This is a genomic window from Arthrobacter sp. YN, assembly GCF_002224285.1.
Taxonomy (GTDB): Bacteria; Actinomycetota; Actinomycetes; order Actinomycetales; family Micrococcaceae; genus Arthrobacter.
Map to the genome: position 1 here is coordinate 3,410,915 of NZ_CP022436.1, position 18,901 is coordinate 3,429,815.

Genomic DNA, 18,901 nt, shown 5'->3' on the forward strand with positions numbered 1-18,901 from the left:
TCCTTATGGACAACCCCTCTACGTCGCTCCTCCCAAGCCGGGCATAATTCCCTTGCGTCCACTGCAGTTCGGCGAGATCCTGGATGGCTCGTTCCAGACAATCCGTCGCAACGCCGCTTCCATGTTTGGATCAGCGCTGATCGTACAAGCACTCGGTGCGGTGTTCATCGGGATCGTCACAGTGGGGATGTTCCAGCTCTCGATGTCCTTTGAATCCGTCAGCACTGAGGCGGAATTCACCGAAGCCATGGGTCCTTTCCTGGCCATCATGGCCGGCACTTTGGGTGTCTCGGTCCTGATCGGTTTTCTTGGTTCGGTCCTTCAAGGGGTCCTGGTGGTGCCGGTGGCGCGCTCGGTCCTCAACCGGCGTACGGGCTTCAAACAGATGTGGAAACTTGCCGGCCGAAGGATCTGGCCGCTGCTGGGCGTTGCTCTCCTGTTGACACTCGGCGGGCTTCTGGCAGCAACTGCGGTGGTGGGGATTTCGGTGCTGTTGTTCACTTCCATGGGCCCCGGAGCCCTGCTCCTTGTCTTGCCTCTGGGCCTGGGATCGGTAGTGGCCTTCGTTTGGATCGGGCTGAAGGTGATGCTGGCGCCCGCCGCGATCGTGGTTGAGCGGACAGGCGTCTTCGGCGGACTTCTCAGGTCCTGGCAGCTGACCAGGAACAACTGGTGGCGAATCTTCGGCATTACCCTTGTGGTCGCCATAATGGTGGGCGTCATCGCCCAGATTGTCCAGATCCCGGCTTCCCTGGCAGCGGCGGCCATTGGCGAGGTGGTTACTCCCCACCCGGACGCTGAGTCGATTGCTTCCACCCTGGTGATCACCACTGTGATTTCTTCAGCTATCGGCGCTCTGGTGGGGTCCGTGACGTTCGCTTTCCAAGCCTCGGTGTTCGCCTTGATTTATATGGATCTGCGGATGCGCCGGGATGGTTTGGACGTTGAGCTGATGCGACTGATGGAAACCGGCGCCGATCCTGATGGCGTGCCGGGAGGCCCGCCAGCCCAAGCCGGAAACCCGGCCCAACCCGGAAACCCTGCCCAAGCCGGAAACCCGGCCCAACCCGGAAACCCTGCCCAACCCGGATACCCGCCGACCAACCTCCAAAACCCGCCGAGCCAGCCCCAAGCCCCCATGTGGCCACCGAACGGCGGGCAGTTCCCGTCTGCGCCTCCGTCCGGGCCACGGCCACCGGCATGACACTGAGCCTGCTGGATGCATCCACCACGTTGGCGGCCATGGAACCGCCCGTGACGCCGGACCGCGAAGAGGGGCGGCGCTGGGCGGCTGAAGAACTTTCCAAACCCCAATACCCGGACGCCCAACCTGCTTGGCTGGAGCAGTTGTGGCGTGATTTTCTCGACTGGTTATCGTCGTTGGAAGGCGACGGGATGGGCCAGGGACCTGACCTTGCTGTTCCTCTGATGATCGCCGTGGCTCTTGCGATCATCATCGCTGCGGTTGTTGTGGTCCGGCCCAGGTTGAATGCACGCCGAAAAGCCGCTGCAGCGGACATCTATGGGGATGACGACAGTGTGGATTCGGAAGGCTACCGGAAGCGCGCGGCAACCGCGGCCGACGACGGCAACTGGCCGGCCGCCGTCGTCGACCAGTTCCGGGCGCTGGTCCGCTCCGCGGAGGAGCGTGACATCATTGACCCGCGCGCAGGGCGGACGGCTGATGAAGCGGCAGGTCAGCTTGGACAGGTGTTCGGCGCAGCGCAGTCCCGGCTGGATGCAGCCGCCCGCCTTTTTGACGCTGTGCGCTATGGCGAGCAAGGTGCATCAGCGACTGACTTCGAGGATGTCCGCGGACTCGATGCAGACCTCCTGGAGATGAAACCAGACTTTGCCGGTCAGGCCCACACCGGATTCGCGGTGCCGCGATGACCACATCCTTGGCGAAGGACAGCACGGTCCAAGGCGAAGCTGCTGCCCTCCAGCAGCCCACGGGCAAAGGTTTCCGCGTCTGGTTCCGGAAACACTTGGCATGGATCCTCATTGGCGCACTCCTGGCCGGTCTGGTGACCTACCTGGTTGTTTCGAGTGTCTCGGGCGCCAAGGATCCGCGGCCGCTGTCCTCCCGGAACCCGGCCCCGGATGGCGCCATGGCGTTGGCTGAAATCCTGGGGCGCCACGGCGTCGCAGTGACAGCCACGGATACCCTGGCGGAGACCATGGATGCCTTGGCCGACCGGGATGACGCCACGGTCCTCCTCTACGACCCCCGCGGCTTCCTCGACCGGACACAGCTGGAAGGCATCACGGATGCCGCGGACCACGTGGTGCTGGTCAATCCACGCCTCAGGACACTCAACTCACTGGAGCAGGACTTCCGGCCCGGCGGCGTGGTTCCTGAAGCAACGAAGGGTCTTGAACCACGCTGCGATCAGGACGATGCCGCAGCGGCGGGCATGGTCTCTGCCCAGGGCTTCATCTATTCGGGACCCGTCGTGTGCTACCCCGTCGCGGGCAAGGCCTCGGGTCTCTATGCGGCGTCCGGCGACGGCCGCGTGGTGGTCCTTGGCAGTACGGACCTGGTTGACAACCAGCACCTCGCCTCAGAAGGCAACGCAGCCCTCGCACTCCGCACCTTGGGCAAGGATCAGAACCTTGTCTGGTACTTGCCCGGAGTTGGTGACCTCGCTACGACTGATTCGACTCCTACCCTGAACGAGTTGGCACCCCGGTGGCTGGCGTTCGTGGGTCCGTGGCTGGGAATCGTGGCGCTCCTGGCCATCGCTTGGCGGGGTCGACGCCTTGGCCCGCTGGTTTTCGAGCCGCTTCCCGTTGTGGTGAAGGCTGCTGAGACCGCAGAGGGCAGGGCGCGTCTTTATCAGGACTCGCGGGCAGTGGGGCGTGCGGCCGAGAACCTCCGGGCGGGCACCTTGGCCCGCTTGGCGCGGCACTTCAATCTGGGGGTGGATGCCACCCCGGAAGCAATTGTGGACGCCTCAGCCAGACGTGTGGAGCGGCCGGCTTCAGAAGTCAGGTCTGTGCTGCTCGACGTCCGGCCGGACAACGAAGGACAACTGGTGCAATGGGCACAACAGATCGAACGAATCGAACAGGAGGCGACCGCCCGATGAGCAGCCAGCCGAACAGCTACACAGACAGCAACAGCCAACACGCCGGTGGTGTCCCGCCCCAGCAGGATGTCCCGCACCAAGGCTTGCCGCAGCAGGCTGCGCCGCAAGGAGGCGATCCCTCAGGAAACGGGCACCGCTCTGCGCCGGAGGACCCCGCGCGGCAGTCGCTGTTGAACGTCCGCGCCGAAGTGGGCAAAGCCGTAGTAGGCCAGGATCCCACCGTCACCGGTATGCTCATCGCGCTCCTCTGCGGGGGCCACGTCCTCTTGGAGGGTGTCCCAGGCGTGGCCAAGACCCTGCTGGTGAGGGCGCTTTCCACTGCTTTGAGCCTGGATACCAAGCGTGTCCAGTTCACCCCCGACCTCATGCCGGGTGACGTCACAGGATCGTTGGTCTACGATTCCCACTCGTCGGAGTTCACTTTCCGTGAAGGCCCCGTCTTCACCAACATCATGCTCGCGGACGAAATCAACCGCACCCCTCCAAAGACCCAGGCGTCCCTCCTGGAAGCCATGGAAGAGCGCCAGGTTTCCGTGGATGGCGTCTCCCGCCCACTGCCGAGCCCGTTCATCGTCGCGGCGACGCAGAACCCGGTGGAGTATGAAGGCACCTATCCCCTCCCCGAGGCCCAACTTGACCGGTTCCTCCTCAAACTGACCATGCCTTTGCCCGGAAGGGCCGAAGAAATCGAGGTCATCCGGCGCCACGCAAGCGGCTTCGATCCGAGGAACCTCGCCGCCGCCGGTGTGCGTCCGGTGGCCGGCGCCGCTGAGCTTTCCGCCGCCCAGGCCGCAGTAGCCCAGGTAGCGGTGGCCCCGGAAATCCTGGCGTACATTGTTGACGTTGTCCGTGCCACCCGGTCCGCTCCGTCCTTCCAACTCGGTGTCTCCCCCCGTGGTGCCACAGCGCTGCTCAATACGTCCAAGGCCTGGGCTTGGCTGTCCGGACGGACCTTCGTTACCCCGGACGACGTCAAGGCTTTGTCGTTGCCATGCCTGCGGCACCGTGTTGGCCTTCGACCAGAAGCCCAGATGGACGGCATCCAGGTGGATGATGTCCTGGGCAGCATCCTGGCGTCCGTTCCGGTGCCGCGGTGAGTTCGGGCACGCAGGTGGGTTCGGGCACGCAGGTGACTTCCGACGCGGGCCTGACCGAGGCGGCCTGAATGGCCATTACGGGTCGTTTCGTGGTGCTTGGCCTGGCCGGCCTCATTCCGCTGGTGCTGTTTCCCGCTTGGAGCACAGTCCTGTCCGTCACCGTGGGTTTGTTGCTGTTGCTGGTCCTTGACCTGCTGCTGGCTGCGTCACCGGCACGTCTCGGCCTGGACCGCCAGCACCCGGGAAACGTGACGCTGGAGGGCCAGGTGGAGACAGTGGTGACTGTTGCCAACCCCACCCGGCGGACGCTGCGGGCGAAAGTCAGGGATGCGTGGCAGCCCTCTGCCGGTGCCGTCGATAATGAGCAGTCCCTGGTTGTTCCCCCGGGCGAGCGGCGACGCATGAGGGTGGCCTTGGTTCCCCGGCGCCGCGGTGACCTGGAAAGCCCCCACGTCACCATCAGGTCCCAGGGACCACTCGGGCTGGCCGCCAGGCAGCGCACGCGTGTGCTTCCCGGGCATCTGAGGGTCCTGCCCCCTTTCCACTCCAAACGCCATCTGCCGTCCAAGCTCCGGAAGCTCCGGGAACTTGACGGCAGGGCCGCCGTGCAGATCCGCGGAGCCGGAACGGAATTCGATTCCCTTCGCGATTACGTGCGGGGTGATGACGTCCGCTCCATCGACTGGCGGGCCACGGCGCGCCGCACCTCCGTGGTGGTGCGCACTTGGCGCCCCGAACGCGACAGACGCGTGGTCATTGTCCTGGATACATCCCGCACCGCTGCCGCCCGGATCGAGGACGAACCCCGACTCGATACCGGCATTGAAGCGGCGTTGCTGCTCTCCGTGCTGGCCGAACGCGGAGGGGACCGGGTTGACTTCCTCGCGTACGACCGCAGATTGCGTGCCCGGGTCGAGTCGGCCTCCAAAAGCAACATGCTTGGCCAACTGGTCCAGGCCATGGCCCCGTTGGAGGCAGAACTGATTGAGTTGGACTGGCAACAAATTCCTGGACAGGTGAGGGCAGTCTCGGCGCACCGGTCGCTGGTGGTGCTGTTGACAGCGCTCGACGGCGGTGCCCCCGAAGAGGGCCTCCTCCCCACGGTGGCGCAATTGTCCCGCCAACATGTGGTGGTGGTGGCATCAGTCAGGGATCCCCTGCTCGCGGCCATGAAGGAGGAAAGGACTACGGCAAGGCAGGTATTCCGGGCCGCAGCGGCCGAACGCGCCCTGTTGGAACGCGCTGCGGTCACAGCCCAGTTGCGGCAGCTGGGCGCCGAAGTGGTGGATGCCGAACCACTTGACGTCCCACCCCTGCTTGCCGACACCTATATCCGGCTCAAAGCGGCCGGAAGACTCTAGTTCCCACGTCCGGAAAGGACTGCCATGAATGCACCCATTTACCAGCTGGCACTCGGCAATGACTTCACCAAGCTGACTCCCGAGCTTCAGGAGTACTTTTCGCTGGCAGCGGGTTCCGGCTCCTATGGGATAGGCGAAGGCGTCTTTGACGTAGTGGGCTGCCGGCAGAAATGGTTGCGGCCCCTGCTTGCCCTCACGGGCGGTGAGGAAGCGTTCTTTCCTGAATACGGCGAAGGCATCCGGTTCAGGATCGAGAACCATGCGCATGTGGATCCCTTTGGACGACCAGCCCTTACAGCACGGCGGGAGATCTACTTCCCCTCAAAGACGAGGCTGTTCCACGATACAACGAGTGCCATAGTGCCCGGTCCCGGACAGGGCAACAGCAAGCAGCGGGCCCGTCTGGTGGACCACGTGGGACGGTATCGGCGGCTGGTGACGGATCTGGATGTCAGCGTCACCTCCGAAGGCAGGCTTCGTGGTGTTTCCAACGCGAGCCGACTGCTCCTGGGGCCTTTGCGCATTCCGTTGCCAGCGGCCCTGGACGCACGCGCCTACGCAGAGCAATGGTGGGACAGTGCCCAGGGCAAACACCGCATCCAGGTCAAGGTTATCCAGCCGCAGATTGGCTTGGTACTGGTCTATGCCGGACGCTTCGATTACCGGTTGGCCCCGTATCTGCCGGGAGCCGCCACTGGTACGACGCTCCCGCGCTACGCGGAACCGGAGCACTGGGAACGGCGAATCTGACGTGGCGCCCAGCGCTGGGCGGCACGTCAGACCTCTGCCAAGGAGTGCCCGTCAGCCTTGTGCCAGTTGGTCCAGTCCGTCGGCCACCTGGGTGAGTTTCGTCAATACGTCCGTGGCAGCTGCAGGCGTGTAGCCAGCGAGTCCCGTGGACGGCGTGACACGCAATCCAGCCAGGCCCGCTGCGGGCAGGCCAAGCTGCCGCCACGGCTTCCAGATACTCTCCACGATGTCCGAAGTCCGTGGCAGCTGTGCCTGCGGATCGTGGGTGGGCAGCGCGCCTGCCCAAACACGCTTGCCGCTTTCCACGGCGGCGGCCAACTGTTCCCACTGACGCATGGTCAGCGCCCTCAGGGGGACGGCCAGGCCGTCTGCTCCAGCAGCCAGAATCCGTTCGATCGGCGCTTCGATCTCCGGTACAGACACCACGGTCTCGACGACGCCAACCGCCTTAAGTGCCTCGACCACCAACCGCCAGGCCGCTGTGACCTCGTCACCGGCAATCGACCGCAGTGTTCTGTAGCCGCTTGCAGTCGGGATGGTCCCGGCCATGACCGAGGCGATGTCCGGCTCGTCCACCTGGACCACAATGTCAGCGCCCGGCACTGCTCCCGAGACCCGGCGGATGTGCTCACCAACGCCGGCTGCCAGGGACTCAGCAATGTCGCGGCGGGCGCCATAGTCAAGAAGCGCGCGTTCTCCATTGTGCAGGTAGAGATTGGCAGCAAGGCTCAGGGGACCCAACACCCGGATCTTGAATTCAGACGCTGAAACGTCCTCGGCCCCGGCTACGTCGGCCAGGATATTGATGTCCGTGGACAGCGCAGATCGGGCACGCTGGGCGTCCTTCCCGGGTCGGTCCACAAGCCGCCACCCATGCGGCTGGACGTCGAGGGCCAGGTCCAGCAGCAGGGACCCCGAACGGCCCACGGCGTCCGAGCCTACTCCGCGGTCCGGAAGTTCGGGCAGGAACGGAAGGTGGGGGTCGCCGAGCTCGCCGCGGATGATCCGGCTTGCCTCGGCGGGATCGGTGCCCGGCCACGGCCCCAGAGCGGTTGCGCTGGCGCGCAGGTCATTCACTGATGCCATGGATCAAGCCTGCCGGCGTGAAATCTGGTGATCCTCGGCGATTGCCTCGTGGTGGCGGATCACTTCGCTGATGATGAAGTTCAGGAATTTCTCGGCAAACGCTGGATCCAGGTGCGCATCCTCGGCGAGCCGGCGGAGGCGGGCAATCTGCGCTGATTCCCGGCCCGGGTCTCCGGCTGGAAGCTTGTGCGTGGCTTTGAGGATGCCTACCTTCTGGGTGGCTTTGAAACGCTCAGCGAGCAGGAAGACAAGGGTGGCGTCGATGTTGTCGATGCTGGACCGGATGGACAGCAACTCATCCATGACGGCGCGGTCCACTTGGCCGGCCAGGGAACTCGCTGCCGGGTTGAAGGAATCGGCGTCATCGGGAAGGGCATTGTTCTGCTCGGTCATGCACCCCAGTCTATGGTGCTGGCCGGTAGCGCCGCGGGTGTTACCTTTCCGGCCCGGACACCAGGAAAGGCACGCCCCTGGCCACGGAACGTGCCTTTCCTTCCTTCCGGAATTCAGTTGCCTGGCCTAGCCGCCCAACAGCGCGCGGTGGGCCTCCCGCCGTCGTGCCTGTTCGTCAGGGTCCGGCACCGGCAGGGACGCGATGAGCCTCTTGGTGTAATCGTGCCGGGGTGATCCCATCACGTGGTTGCCGATCCCCTGCTCCACCAGTTGCCCCTTGTAGAGCACGCCCACCCAGTGGGACAACATGTCCACCACGGCGAGGTCGTGGCTGATGAAGAGCGCTGCAAAGCCGAACTGCTCCTGGATGTCCTTGAACAGGTCCAGGACTTTCGCCTGCACCGAAACGTCCAGGGCGGACGTCGGTTCGTCGGCGATCAGGAGACGCGGGTTCAGCGCCAGCGACCTCGCCAGGGAAGCGCGCTGCCGCTGTCCGCCGGACAGCTCATGCGGATAGCGTTGCGCGTACGACGCCGGCAGCTGGACTGACTCGAGCAGCTCGCCTACCTTTTTCCTCGCCTCAGCCGCGCTCGGCTTGGTGTGGATCATCAGGGGCTCGGCGACGCACTCACCAATGGTCAGATGCGGGTTGAACGACGCCGCCGGGTCCTGGAAGACGAAACCGATCTCCTTTCGGAGCGGGCGGAAGGAGCGTTCCTTGAAGTCCAGCATCTCGTAGCCAAGGACCTTCAAGCTGCCACCCGTCACGCGGTTCAGGCCCGCAATGGCACGGCCGATGGTGGACTTGCCGGAACCCGACTCGCCCACCAGGCCGAAGACCTCGTTCTCCGAGACCGTAAAGCTGACGTTGTCCACCGCCTTGAAGCCGTGGCGCCCGAACCTGCCGGGATATTCGATGGTGAGGTTCTTCGCTTCCACCAAAACCCTGCCGTCCTGATGAAGCCGGGCCCGGGCACCTTCGGAGGCTGAATGGCGTCCCAGATGCGGAACGGCGGCCAGCAGCTTCTTGGTGTACTCCTCCCGTGGTTCCGCGAAGAGCACCCGGGAAGGGGCCTCCTCCACTACGTCTCCCTGGTACATGACCACCACCCGGTCCGCCAAGTCGGCCACCACGCCCATGTTGTGGGTGATAAGGACAATCGAGGTGCCGTAGTTGTCCCGCAGATCCCGGAGGAGTTGCAGGATTTCCGCCTGGACGGTGACGTCCAGGGCAGTGGTCGGCTCGTCGGCCACAATCAGGCCCGGGTTCAGGGCAAGTGCGGCCGCGATGACCACACGTTGTTTCTGGCCGCCGGAGAACTGATGCGGGTAATAGTTGACCCGCGTTTCGGGGTCCGGGATGCCCACCTTGCGCAATGCCTCGGTGGCCCGCTGCTTGGCCTCTTTGGCCGAGACGTGTTTGCCGTCCGTTGCGTGTGCCCGGATGCCTTCGGCGATCTGCCAGCCGACAGTGAAGACCGGATTCAACGCGGTGGACGGCTCCTGGAACACCATGGCAACATCGCGGCCACGGATCTTGCGCAGCGTGGATTTGCTGACGCTGATCACATTGTTGCCGTTGATCAACACAGCCCCGGAACTGATGGCCGTTTCAGGAAGCAGGCCCAGGATGGTCTTGGCGGTTACGGTCTTTCCGGATCCCGACTCCCCCACGATCGCAACGACCTCGCCGGCTTTCACGTCAAGGCTGACATCCTTGACGGCGTGGACGTCCCCGCCGTCGGTGGCGAAGGTGACTTGGAGCCGGTCGATGGTGAGGACGGGCCGGCCGCTGCCGGCCTGGTCCGGAACATGTCCAAGGTTGGTTGTCATGGCTTACCTGTTTCTGCCGGCGTAGACGCTGCTGTTGGTGCTGCGGGGGTTGCCGGGGTTGGTGCTGCCGGCGTCCCGCCCGCCCGCTTGCGTCCACGGATCCGGGGGTCGTTGAGGTCGTTGATGCTCTCGCCGACCAAGGTCAGGCCCAAGACGGTGAGCACAATGGCAATACCGGGGAAGACACCGGTCCACCAAATCCCGGACGAGGTATCAGCCAGCGCCTTGTTCAGGTCAAAACCCCATTCAGCAGCAGAGGTAGGTTCAATGCCGAAGCCCAGGAAGCCCAGCCCCGCGAGGGTGAGGATCGCCTCGGATGCGTTGAGGGTGAACATGAGCGGCAGGGTCCGCGTGGCGTTCTTGAAGATGTGACGCCCGATAATGCGCATGCTGGAAGCCCCCAGCACCTTGGCCGACTCGACGAACGGTTCAGCTTTCAGCCGGATGGTCTCTGCCCGGATCACCCTGAAGTACTGCGGCACGAAGACAACGGTGATGGAGAAAGCGCAGGAGAAGATGCCACCCCAGAAGCTGGACTGACCCCGGCTGATGACGATCGAGATGACAATGGCCAGGAGCAAGGTGGGGAAAGCGTAGATGGCATCTGCCACCACCACCAGGATCCGGTCCAGCCAGCCGCCGAAGTAGCCGCTGAGCAAGCCCAGGGCAACGCCAAGGAAAATCGACATGGCGACTGACACAACAATGACTGTGACAGCGGTCTGGGATCCCCAGACAACACGGGACAGGACGTCATAGCCGCTGACGGTGGTTCCGAGCAGGTGCTTGGCGCCCGGCGCTTCCTGGGTGGGGAAGGAACCGGAAGCATCGCTGAGTTGTGAGTAGCCGTAGGGTGCAAGCAGTGGCGCGAAGATACTGGTGAGGATCAATAGTCCGGTCAGGACGAGGCCCACTATCAACATGCCACGTTGGAGGCCGACACTCTTCTTGAAATGGGAAACGACGGGCAGCCGGGAGAAGAACGGCTGCTTGGGTGCGGTCAGTGCAGGAGTGCTCATGGTCAGTACCTCACTCGGGGGTCGATGAGCGCGGCAATGATGTCCACGATGAAGTTGGTGACGGCCACAATGATGGCCAGCAGCACGACGATTCCCTGGACGGCCACGAAGTCGCGGGCATTCAGGTACTGCACCAACTGGTACCCCAGTCCCTTCCATTCAAAGGTGGTTTCCGTCAGGATGGCGCCGCCCAGCATCAGGGCAATCTGCAGGCCCATCACGGTAATGATGGGGATCAACGCCGGCTTGTAAGCGTGCTTGGTCACCAACCGGAACTCACTGACACCCCTGGAACGCCCGGCCTCGACGTAGTCCTTACCCAGTGTGCCAATGACGTTGGTGCGTACCAGGCGCAGGAAGACGCCGGCCGTGAGCAGGCCGAGGGCAAGGGCAGGGAGGACCGCATGGGAAGCGATGTCAACCAGGGCCGTGAAGTTGCCGCTGCGGAGCGCGTCCAGCCAATAGATGCCTGATGGTGCGGCCAGACCGCTCATGGTCAGTTCCGTGCGGGTGGAGGCACGGCCTGCCACCGGGAACCATCCCAGCCACACGGAGAACGTCAGCTTGAGGAGCAGGCCGGAGAAAAAGACAGGCGTGGCATAGCAAAGGATCGCAAAGAACCTCAGCAGCGCATCCGGAGTCTTATCCCGGTGCTGGGCCGCGATGAGACCGAACGGGATACCCACCAGGAGAGCGACGATCAGTGCATTGATGGAAAGTTCAAGGGTGGCTGCCCCGAAGGTGGTCAGCACCTCCACCACTGGACGCCGGTCTGTAATGGTGGTGCCGAAATTGCCCGTGAGGAGCTGGCCGATGTATTCGAAGTACTGGATCAGAATGGGGCGGTCGTAGCCGGCGTCTTGGATGCGCTGCGCCAGGACATCCGGAGGAAGCCGGCCACCTTGTGATGCCGTGATGGGATCTCCAATGACCCTCATCAGGAAGAACACCAGTGTCACCAGGATGAAGACGGTGGGGATGATCAGGAAGAACCTGATCACGATGTACCTGCCCAGCCCTCCCCCGGCTTTGGATTTGCTCTTCGGAGCAACGATCCCGGGCTCGGCCTCGGGTACCTCAATAAGTGTTGTCATTATTACCTGTATTTCCTGCCCGTGGATTGCGCGGGATCGGCTCATGCGTGCCGGCCAAGGTGGTGGTCAGCAAAGGAGGCGGGACACCGGATCAGTGTCCCGCCTGCCTTCTGGTCACAGTGGTGCGGTTACTTGGAAATGACTCCCAGACGGAACTTGAAGGACGGATCCAGCGTCTTGTCGACGCCGTTCACGCCACTTCCGACCACGGCCACCTGTGCACCCTGAAGCAGGGGCAGCGTGGAAATGTCCTTGGCGAGCGCATTCTGGACATCCTTGATGGCCGACTCGCGGCTGGTCTTGTCCGCATCAGTGAGCTGCTTGCTGATCAGTTCGTTCACCGTGGCGTTGTTGTAGTGGTTCTTCAGGAAGCCACCCTCCGGGAAGAACGGCGTCAGGTAGTTATCGGCATCGCTGAAGTCCGGGAACCAGCCGAACTGGAACAACGGGTACTCATCGGCACGGCTGGCCTTGCTGTAGGTGACCCACTCGGTGGACTGCAGGTTCACTGTGAAGAGGCCGGACTTTTCCAACTGCTCCTTGACCATGGCGTACTCGTCGCCCGAGGATCCGCCGTAGTGGTCCGGGTTGTACTGGAGGTTCAGGGCCACGGGTTCGGTGATCCCGGCGTCGGCCAGGACTTTCTTGGCCTTGTCCAGGCTCGGCTTGCCGGCATCACCATAAGCGTCCTTGAACGACTCGTTGGCACCGAGGAATCCACTCGGAACGTTGGAGTACAACGGCAGGTAGGTGCCCTTGTAAACCTGGTCGGCGATTGCCTGGCGGTCAACAAGGTTGGCCACGGCCTGGCGTACCGCCAGAGCCTTGGCCGGGTCCGCGCCCGCAGCTTTGGTTCCGTATGGCATGGTGTCGAAGTTGAACGTGATGTAGCGGATTTCGCCACCCGGCCCCGTGAGCACCTTGACCTTGGAATCCTTGCGGAGATCGTCGATGTCCGTCGCGCTCAGGCTGCGGAAGGCAACGTCAATGGCTCCCTGCTGGATTTCCAGCTTCAGGTTGGTGGGACTGGCGTAGTACTTGATGGTGGCTGCATCGTTTGCCGGCTTACCCAGAACGCCTTGGTAGTCCGCGAACGCCTTGAAGCTGACGAGCTCGTTCTTCTTGTAGCTGTCAATGGTGTACTGGCCGTGGAACGCGTTGGCCTTGATGATCTCGTCGTCGGAAAGCACTTTGTCCGCCGGGAAGACTTCGTCGTCGACGATCGGCGCGGCAGGGCTGCTGAGGATCTGGCTGAACGTTTGGTCGTTGGCGTTCTTGAGCTTGAACACCACGGTGGTGGCGTCGGGCGCAGTGACACTCTCGATATTGGTCAGCAACGACGCCGGACCGGCGGGGTCATTGATCGCCACCTGGCGGTCAAACGAGAACTTGACGTCCTTGGAATCCAAGGTGTGGCCATTGGCCCACTTCAATCCGGACTTGAGCTTGACCGTGTACTCGGACGGCGTCGTGAACGACGACGATTCCGCGAGGTCGGGCACGGGGTCCGCGCCACCGGGCTTGGAGTTCAAGAGGAAGGAATAGATCTGGTTCATCACCATGAACGAACCATTGTCATATGATCCAGCGGGGTCCAGTGATGTGACCTTGTCTGTGGTGCCGTAGGCTATGGGGCCTGCAGCGGCCGGCGCAGACGATGAGCCGCCGCCGGAGGGTCCCGTGCATGCCGTCAGGGCGAGCGCGGAAATGCCCGCCAGCGCGATAGCGCCGTGCAGGGCCTTCTTGTTCAGTGCCATCTGATGAACCTTCTGTTCGATGGATTCGGCGCGCCGCCGTGGGATATTTGTGACGGCGCACACTCTTAGTGCCTCGATTCAACCAGACTTCGCAGGCCGCGAACCCTCATTTTAGTGATTTGAGACACAAAATTTACTTTCCAGTAGCTTTCTTCGAGTGCCTCCCGGCCATTGCTCCGGGTGATGCGCCGGAATATCGTAGGTTCCGAGTCCCCACTCACTGAAAGACCGCCCAAAGGACAAGCACATGAGCAAGGCAGCACTTTGTGTAGGGATCAACAAGTTCAAGTTTCTACCCCAAGCCAGCTGGCTCAATGGCTGCGTCAACGACGCCGAAGACCTCGCAGCGATGCTTGAAAAACACTATGGCTTCGAAGGTTCCAACATCACTGTGCTGCGGGACGCCAAAGCGGTGAAAAAAACAGTTATGGCTGCTCTCAACGCCTTGGTGGATGCTGCCGTGGCGGGTACCACCACCCACATCGTGTTCACCTTTTCCAGCCATGGAACCCAAGTGCCGGACACCAGCGGCGATGAAAGCGACCGCTTGGACGAGGCCTTTGCGTGCTACGACATCAACAACTCCGGTGACCGCTGGGATGCCACCACGGTGATCACCGACGACGAACTGGCAGTCTTGTTTGCCCGGCTGCCGAAGGGAGTCCTGATGGATGTTGTGCTGGACACCTGCCACAGCGGAACGGGCCTGAAGTCATTGGACCTCCTTCCCGGACGCCGTCCCCGGTTCCTGCCGGCGCCTACGCCCCGGGCAGTCATCGCCAATGAATCCAAGGACACCCGCAGCCTGCGGGACATGGTCAAGACTGCCAGGCTTTCCGCGCCGGTTCTGTTGGCAGCCTGCCGCTCAGACCAGACTGCTGCCGATGCCTTCATAGATGGCCGGTACAACGGCGCCTTTACCTACAACTTCGTGAAGGCCCTCATGGGTGACGGTAGCGCGGCGCGGGCCGAGATCCTCAAGCAGGTCAGCAAGGGCCTCAAGTCCGGCGGCTTCGATCAGATCGCCCAACTGGAAGGCTCGACGGCGGCACGCAAGGCCGCGTGGGGCGCCTGAACCGGGCGTCTGAATTGGGCGCCTGAACTGGGCGCCTGAGGAAGTCCGCTGGATGCCGGAAGCTTAGTCCCCGGTGCCGTGAAACTTATCCCGGACTCCCGAGGAGGCGGCCTCCTCGGCATCGTGGTGCTGGTCCGAACCGAACATCTGTCCTTGACGTTCCCTGTCCATCACGGGCTTGAGGGCCGCATACACCAACCGGCCACCGGCGTCGAAGCGCAACAGCCCTCCCCCACGGATGTCCACGAAGTCCCTCCGGGTTTTCAAGCCAAGGCGCACATACGCTTCCCGCCGGCTCATCCGGACCGTCTGGATGAAAGAGGCCCCTATCTCGGAAATGATGAATCCATCCGGGGACACACGCTCAGAGGTACGTACACGCGTGGAACTCAGGGGTGTTCGCCGCTCAAGCCGAGCCGCCTCCAGGAGCCGGGGATTTTCCCAGACAAAGCGCTGCACCTCCTGGGGATCGGAGCCGAGGGCCGAAAGCCTGATGGGGTAGCGGAGCCCCTGGTAGTTATCCACGCCGCTGATGTTGTTCAAGGAGACCCGACGTATCCCGATGGCGGAGAACTCGGTTTGGATCGCCTCGCGGTATCCGTGATTGTCTTCGGGAACCATGTCGAGGTCGGCCGCGATGATGCCGCGGAGAAGATCCCGCCACGAGACGTCCACAGGTGGCATGTAGGAGAGTCCGCGGATCACCATCCGCAGGACCCGGGTGGCCACAATCGAGCCCGATTCGGCCTTCTGTTGCAGACCTTGGCCGCCGCCGAACCGCGCGTTCCGCTCCGACCACAGCCGCTGGACGGCCCGGAGCACCGCCCCTACCACCACGGCACCCCTCGCGTGCGGCTCCGGCAGTGACTGCCAGCCGTCCGGCACGGAGCCAACGAAGGGCTCGCGCAGTGGCCCGCGGGCAAAGAGATCACGCGCAAAATCAAAAAGGGAGCGCATCAGCATGGCATCATCAACTACTTGCCCGGCCTCAAACCCACCGCCGGCCGCTTCAAGCTGACGCGACACCACGTCGCGGGAAGAAAAGACGGAAAGGATGGCCACGATGTCGGCCAAGGCCTCGTGCATGGCCAGCTGCTCCATGGTGGCCATGTGGTCGGCCCACGCCGGCCGGAACCCGTCCAGGATGGCATGGGTCACTTCATGGGCGACGATGTCCCGGTAGAGGGCTGTGGGGACTTTATATCCCATCCGGTCCACCGAACCGAAGCGGATGATGTTGGTTCCCCGTTCGTAGCCGGTGTCAGTGGCGGTGATCAGGTCCCGCGCCTTGAGAACCACACGCCCTTCCGGATTCCAGGGCATGCGCCTGCCGAGCGTCGTTTCAAAGATGTCCAAGGTACTCATGGCCACGCCGTAAACGTGCTGCGCCAGGAAACGTGTGTCATCCAGGAGTTCACGCAAACCCGCCGCAGGAGGTTCCGAGATCAGCTGCCAGGGATCACCCTGCTGCGTCAGCGTCACCGGGGAAACAGTGGTTCCACGCCACTTCCTGATGTGGATGGCGTAGCGGTGGCCAGTGGGACCACGCCTGAGTCGTTCAACCGGGATCCGGACCTGCGCTGTCAGCGGAGGTGCTCCCGGGGCGCCGATAGGCCCCTCGGCCAGGACGGTCACCGAGACCATCTGCCCGGCTTTGATGTCTCCCGGGCTCTTTTTTGGAAATGCCACAGTCATCGCCGTCCCGAATGCGGACCCCAAACACCGCAGCGGAAGCGCTGCTTAGCCCAGTATGGAGGCGCCCCATTCCGGAGGCAATGGGTCTTGCGGGCGAGAGCTCTTAGAGAGCCACGCGCTGAAGGGAACGGGCGGCGTCGATGGTTGCCTGCCCCAAAACGCGGCTGCCCTGGTAAAGGACCACTGTTTGTCCCGGAGCCACACCGCGGAGCGGGTCGGTCAGGGTGACAACGAGTTCGGCCCGCTGAACGCCTGAGTCGTCGTCAACGGTTTCCACGTGTGCGCGCGCAGGAACGGGATCTCCGTGCGCCCGTACCTGGGCGTGGCAATCGAACTCCGCACCAGTCGCAACTTCGGAGATGGGCAAGCCTGCCCACGAAACCTTGATGCCCCGGATCTCGTCGATGGCAAGCAAGGCTTCGGGTCCCACCACCACTTTGTTTTCCTTGGGACGGATCTCAAGGACAAAGCGCGGCTTGCCATCGGCGGCCGGAGTTCCCAGCTTCAATCCGCGGCGCTGTCCCACCGTGAAGGCGTTGGCACCGGGATGTTCGCCTACCTTGGCCCCGGTCTCGTCAACGATGTCGCCGGTGGTCATATCAATCTTCTCGGCCAGCCAGCCACGGGTGTCGCCGTCGGAGATGAAGCAGATGTCGTGGCTGTCCGGCTTGTTGGCCACGGACAGGCCCCGTCGCTCAGCTTCCGCACGCACTTCTGCCTTGGACGGCGTGTCCGCCAACGGGAACATGGAGTGCTTGAGCTGCTCATGGGTCAGGACGCCCAGAACGTAGCTCTGGTCCTTGGCCCAATCGGCCGCGCGGTGGAGTTCCCGGTTGCCGTCGGCGTCTTCGATCACCTTGGCGTAATGTCCGGTGCATACGGCGTCGAAGCCCAGCGCGATGGCCTTCTCCAGCAGGGCAGCAAACTTGATGCGTTCGTTGCAGCGCATGCAGGGGTTTGGCGTCCGCCCTGCAGCATATTCGTCAATGAAGTCCTGGACGACGTCTTCCTTGAAGCGCTCCGAGAAGTCCCACACGTAGTAGGGGATTCCCAGGACGTCGCAGGCCCGCCAGGCATCACGGGAGTCCTCGATGGTGCAGCAACCCCGGCTTCCGGTACGCAGGGTGCCGGGCATGCGCGACAACGCGAGGTGGACTCCGACGACGTCGTGTCCGGCCTCGACGGCGCGGGCGGCGGCCACGGCGGAGTCAACTCCGCCGCTCATTGCTGCAAGTACTCGCATGCTGGCTTTCTGTGGTTGGGTCTGTGGCAACGGTCCGGCTCAGACCAGCCGGCGTGCCCATCCATTCTAGCCTGCAATACCATGACTGCACTAAATTCCTTCACCCGCCCCACCGAGGCCACCGCTACAAGGACGTCGGCGATCCCTGCCGAGCCACTGTTGCCGCCGTCTGGATGCTGGACTCGTGACCGGCCATTCCTGCTTGCCGTGCCCGTGAGCATGCCTCGGGAAGAGCCTTCAGCAGCGCGTCCACATCCGCGTCCGTGGAGCTGTGGCCCAAAGTGAAGCGCTGGGCGCCGCGGGCAGTATCCTCGTCCAGGCCCATGGCCAACAGCACGTGGGACGGGCGCGGGACTCCTGCCGTACAGGCAGAGCCAGTGGATGATTCAACGCCTGCCAGGTCCAGGAGGAAGAGGAGCGAATCGCCTTCGCACCCCGGAAACGTGAAGTGGGCATTTCCCGGCAGCCGCTGTTCTCCCGCAGCACCCCGCAGCACTGCGTCGGGCACGGCAGCCCGGACGCCATCGATCAGACGGTCGCGCAACGCGCTGAGCCGTTCCCGCTCTTCGGCCAGGTTCCCGGTGACCGCCTCTGCCGCGGCTGCGAATGCCGCAATGGCCGGGGTGTCCAAGGTTCCCGAACGAACATCGCGTTCCTGGCCGCCACCGTGCTGTACCGGCGTCAATTTCACGGCCCGCCCCAAAAAGAGCGCGCCAACGCCCACCGGACCGCCAAGCTTGTGCCCGGACACCGACATCGCTGCGAGTCCGCTCCCCCGGAAATCCACAGGGACCGAACCGAAAGCCTGCACGGCGTCGGAGTGGACCGGGATTCCATGGGGCTTTGCGAGGTCAACGATCTCCGCGACTGGTTGGATGGTGCCCACTTCATTGTTGGCCCACATGATGGTGACGAGTGCAATGGATCCGGGATCCCGCTCGATCTCCCGTTGGAGGACCTCGAGCTGCACGGTGCCGGACTCATCGACGGGAAGCCACACAACGTCTGCGCCTTCGTGCCGCTCCAGCCACTCCACAGTGTCCAGGACCGCATGATGTTCGACGGCGGAGCACAGGACCCGCGTCCGGCGGGGGTCCTCGTCCCGGCGTGCCCAGAACAAGCCCTTGACGGCCAAATTGTCCGCTTCGGTTCCACCCGAGGTGAAAATGACCTCCGAAGGGTGGGCGCCGGCTGCTGCGGCCAGCATCTCACGGGCCTCCTCCACGGTGCGCCGGGCGCGACGACCCGCTCCGTGCAGCGAGGACGGATTGCCCGTTCGCGCCAGCTCCCGCGTCATGACGGCGAGCGCCTCGGCCGACAGGGGCGTGGTGGCAGCGTGATCGAGGTATACAGGCACCTTGCCATTCTACCGGTGGGACCGGGGACGCAGCGGTCCCTTTCGCGGC

Annotated in this window: 16 protein-coding genes; 7 read left to right on the top strand and 9 right to left on the bottom strand. The window is 63.6% G+C overall.

Annotated elements, in window-relative coordinates; genetic code table 11:
* Positions 1-52: 52 nt before the first annotated feature.
* From CGK93_RS15610 to CGK93_RS15635, 6 genes are all read left to right on the top strand, one after another.
* Positions 53-1,204: a proline-rich domain-containing protein gene (locus tag CGK93_RS15610; protein WP_232481349.1), complete on the top strand. Its 1,152-nt coding sequence runs from the start codon at positions 53-55 to the stop codon at positions 1,202-1,204.
* Positions 1,201-1,893, top strand: coding sequence for a DUF4129 domain-containing protein (locus tag CGK93_RS15615; RefSeq protein WP_089597508.1), 693 nt, complete (start codon positions 1,201-1,203; stop codon positions 1,891-1,893). The genes CGK93_RS15610 and CGK93_RS15615 overlap by 4 nt, the downstream gene beginning before the upstream one ends.
* Positions 1,890-3,092, top strand: coding sequence for a DUF4350 domain-containing protein (locus tag CGK93_RS15620; RefSeq protein ID WP_089595617.1), 1,203 nt, complete (start codon positions 1,890-1,892; stop codon positions 3,090-3,092). The genes CGK93_RS15615 and CGK93_RS15620 overlap by 4 nt, the downstream gene beginning before the upstream one ends.
* Entirely contained in the window at positions 3,089-4,189 is a 1,101-nt protein-coding gene (locus tag CGK93_RS15625) for an AAA family ATPase (RefSeq protein ID WP_089595618.1), read from the top strand. The genes CGK93_RS15620 and CGK93_RS15625 overlap by 4 nt, the downstream gene beginning before the upstream one ends.
* A gap of 68 nt (positions 4,190-4,257) precedes the next feature.
* Positions 4,258-5,550, top strand: coding sequence for a DUF58 domain-containing protein (locus CGK93_RS15630; RefSeq protein WP_089595619.1), 1,293 nt, complete (start codon positions 4,258-4,260; stop codon positions 5,548-5,550).
* A 24-nt stretch (positions 5,551-5,574) separates the two neighbouring features.
* On the top strand, positions 5,575-6,300 hold the full coding sequence (locus tag CGK93_RS15635) for a DUF4166 domain-containing protein (protein WP_089595620.1): 726 nt from the start codon (positions 5,575-5,577) through the stop codon (positions 6,298-6,300).
* A 51-nt stretch (positions 6,301-6,351) separates the two neighbouring features.
* Here CGK93_RS15635 and CGK93_RS15640 read toward each other — a convergent pair whose 3' ends face one another.
* The 6 genes from CGK93_RS15640 to CGK93_RS15665 all read right to left on the bottom strand — a co-directional run bounded on the left by CGK93_RS15640 (position 6,352) and on the right by CGK93_RS15665 (position 13,482).
* Positions 6,352-7,386, bottom strand: a complete 1,035-nt coding sequence (locus tag CGK93_RS15640; protein ID WP_089595621.1) for a hypothetical protein — start codon at positions 7,384-7,386, stop codon at positions 6,352-6,354.
* 3 nt (positions 7,387-7,389) lie between these two features.
* Positions 7,390-7,779: a chorismate mutase gene (locus CGK93_RS15645; RefSeq protein ID WP_089595622.1), complete on the bottom strand. Its 390-nt coding sequence runs from the start codon at positions 7,777-7,779 to the stop codon at positions 7,390-7,392.
* Positions 7,780-7,905: 126 nt separating this feature from the next.
* Complete coding sequence (locus CGK93_RS15650) at positions 7,906-9,612, bottom strand: dipeptide ABC transporter ATP-binding protein (protein WP_089595623.1); 1,707 nt, start codon at positions 9,610-9,612, stop codon at positions 7,906-7,908.
* Positions 9,609-10,631 carry an ABC transporter permease gene (locus CGK93_RS15655; protein ID WP_232481351.1) on the bottom strand — a complete coding sequence of 341 codons (1,023 nt, stop codon included), beginning with the start codon at positions 10,629-10,631 and terminating at the stop codon, positions 9,609-9,611. Before CGK93_RS15655 ends, CGK93_RS15650 begins: the two co-directional genes overlap by 4 nt.
* A gap of 2 nt (positions 10,632-10,633) precedes the next feature.
* The gene (locus tag CGK93_RS15660; protein ID WP_089595624.1) at positions 10,634-11,725 is read right to left on the bottom strand and encodes an ABC transporter permease; all 1,092 of its coding nucleotides are present in this window, start codon (positions 11,723-11,725) and stop codon (positions 10,634-10,636) included.
* A 128-nt stretch (positions 11,726-11,853) separates the two neighbouring features.
* Complete coding sequence (locus CGK93_RS15665) at positions 11,854-13,482, bottom strand: ABC transporter substrate-binding protein (protein WP_089595625.1); 1,629 nt, start codon at positions 13,480-13,482, stop codon at positions 11,854-11,856.
* 247 nt (positions 13,483-13,729) lie between these two features.
* On the opposite strand from CGK93_RS15665, the gene CGK93_RS15670 reads away from it, so the two are divergent.
* Entirely contained in the window at positions 13,730-14,557 is an 828-nt protein-coding gene (locus CGK93_RS15670; RefSeq protein WP_089595626.1) for a caspase family protein, read from the top strand.
* Between the two features lie 63 nt (positions 14,558-14,620).
* Here CGK93_RS15670 and CGK93_RS15675 read toward each other — a convergent pair whose 3' ends face one another.
* The 3 genes from CGK93_RS15675 to CGK93_RS15685 form a co-directional block, all read right to left on the bottom strand.
* The gene (locus CGK93_RS15675; protein ID WP_157731847.1) at positions 14,621-16,246 is read right to left on the bottom strand and encodes a hypothetical protein; all 1,626 of its coding nucleotides are present in this window, start codon (positions 16,244-16,246) and stop codon (positions 14,621-14,623) included.
* 109 nt (positions 16,247-16,355) lie between these two features.
* The gene (gene mnmA, locus CGK93_RS15680; RefSeq protein ID WP_232481667.1) at positions 16,356-17,477 is read right to left on the bottom strand and encodes a tRNA 2-thiouridine(34) synthase MnmA; all 1,122 of its coding nucleotides are present in this window, start codon (positions 17,475-17,477) and stop codon (positions 16,356-16,358) included.
* Between the two features lie 142 nt (positions 17,478-17,619).
* Entirely contained in the window at positions 17,620-18,852 is a 1,233-nt protein-coding gene (locus tag CGK93_RS15685; RefSeq protein WP_089595629.1) for a cysteine desulfurase family protein, read from the bottom strand.
* Positions 18,853-18,901 lie beyond the last annotated feature (49 nt).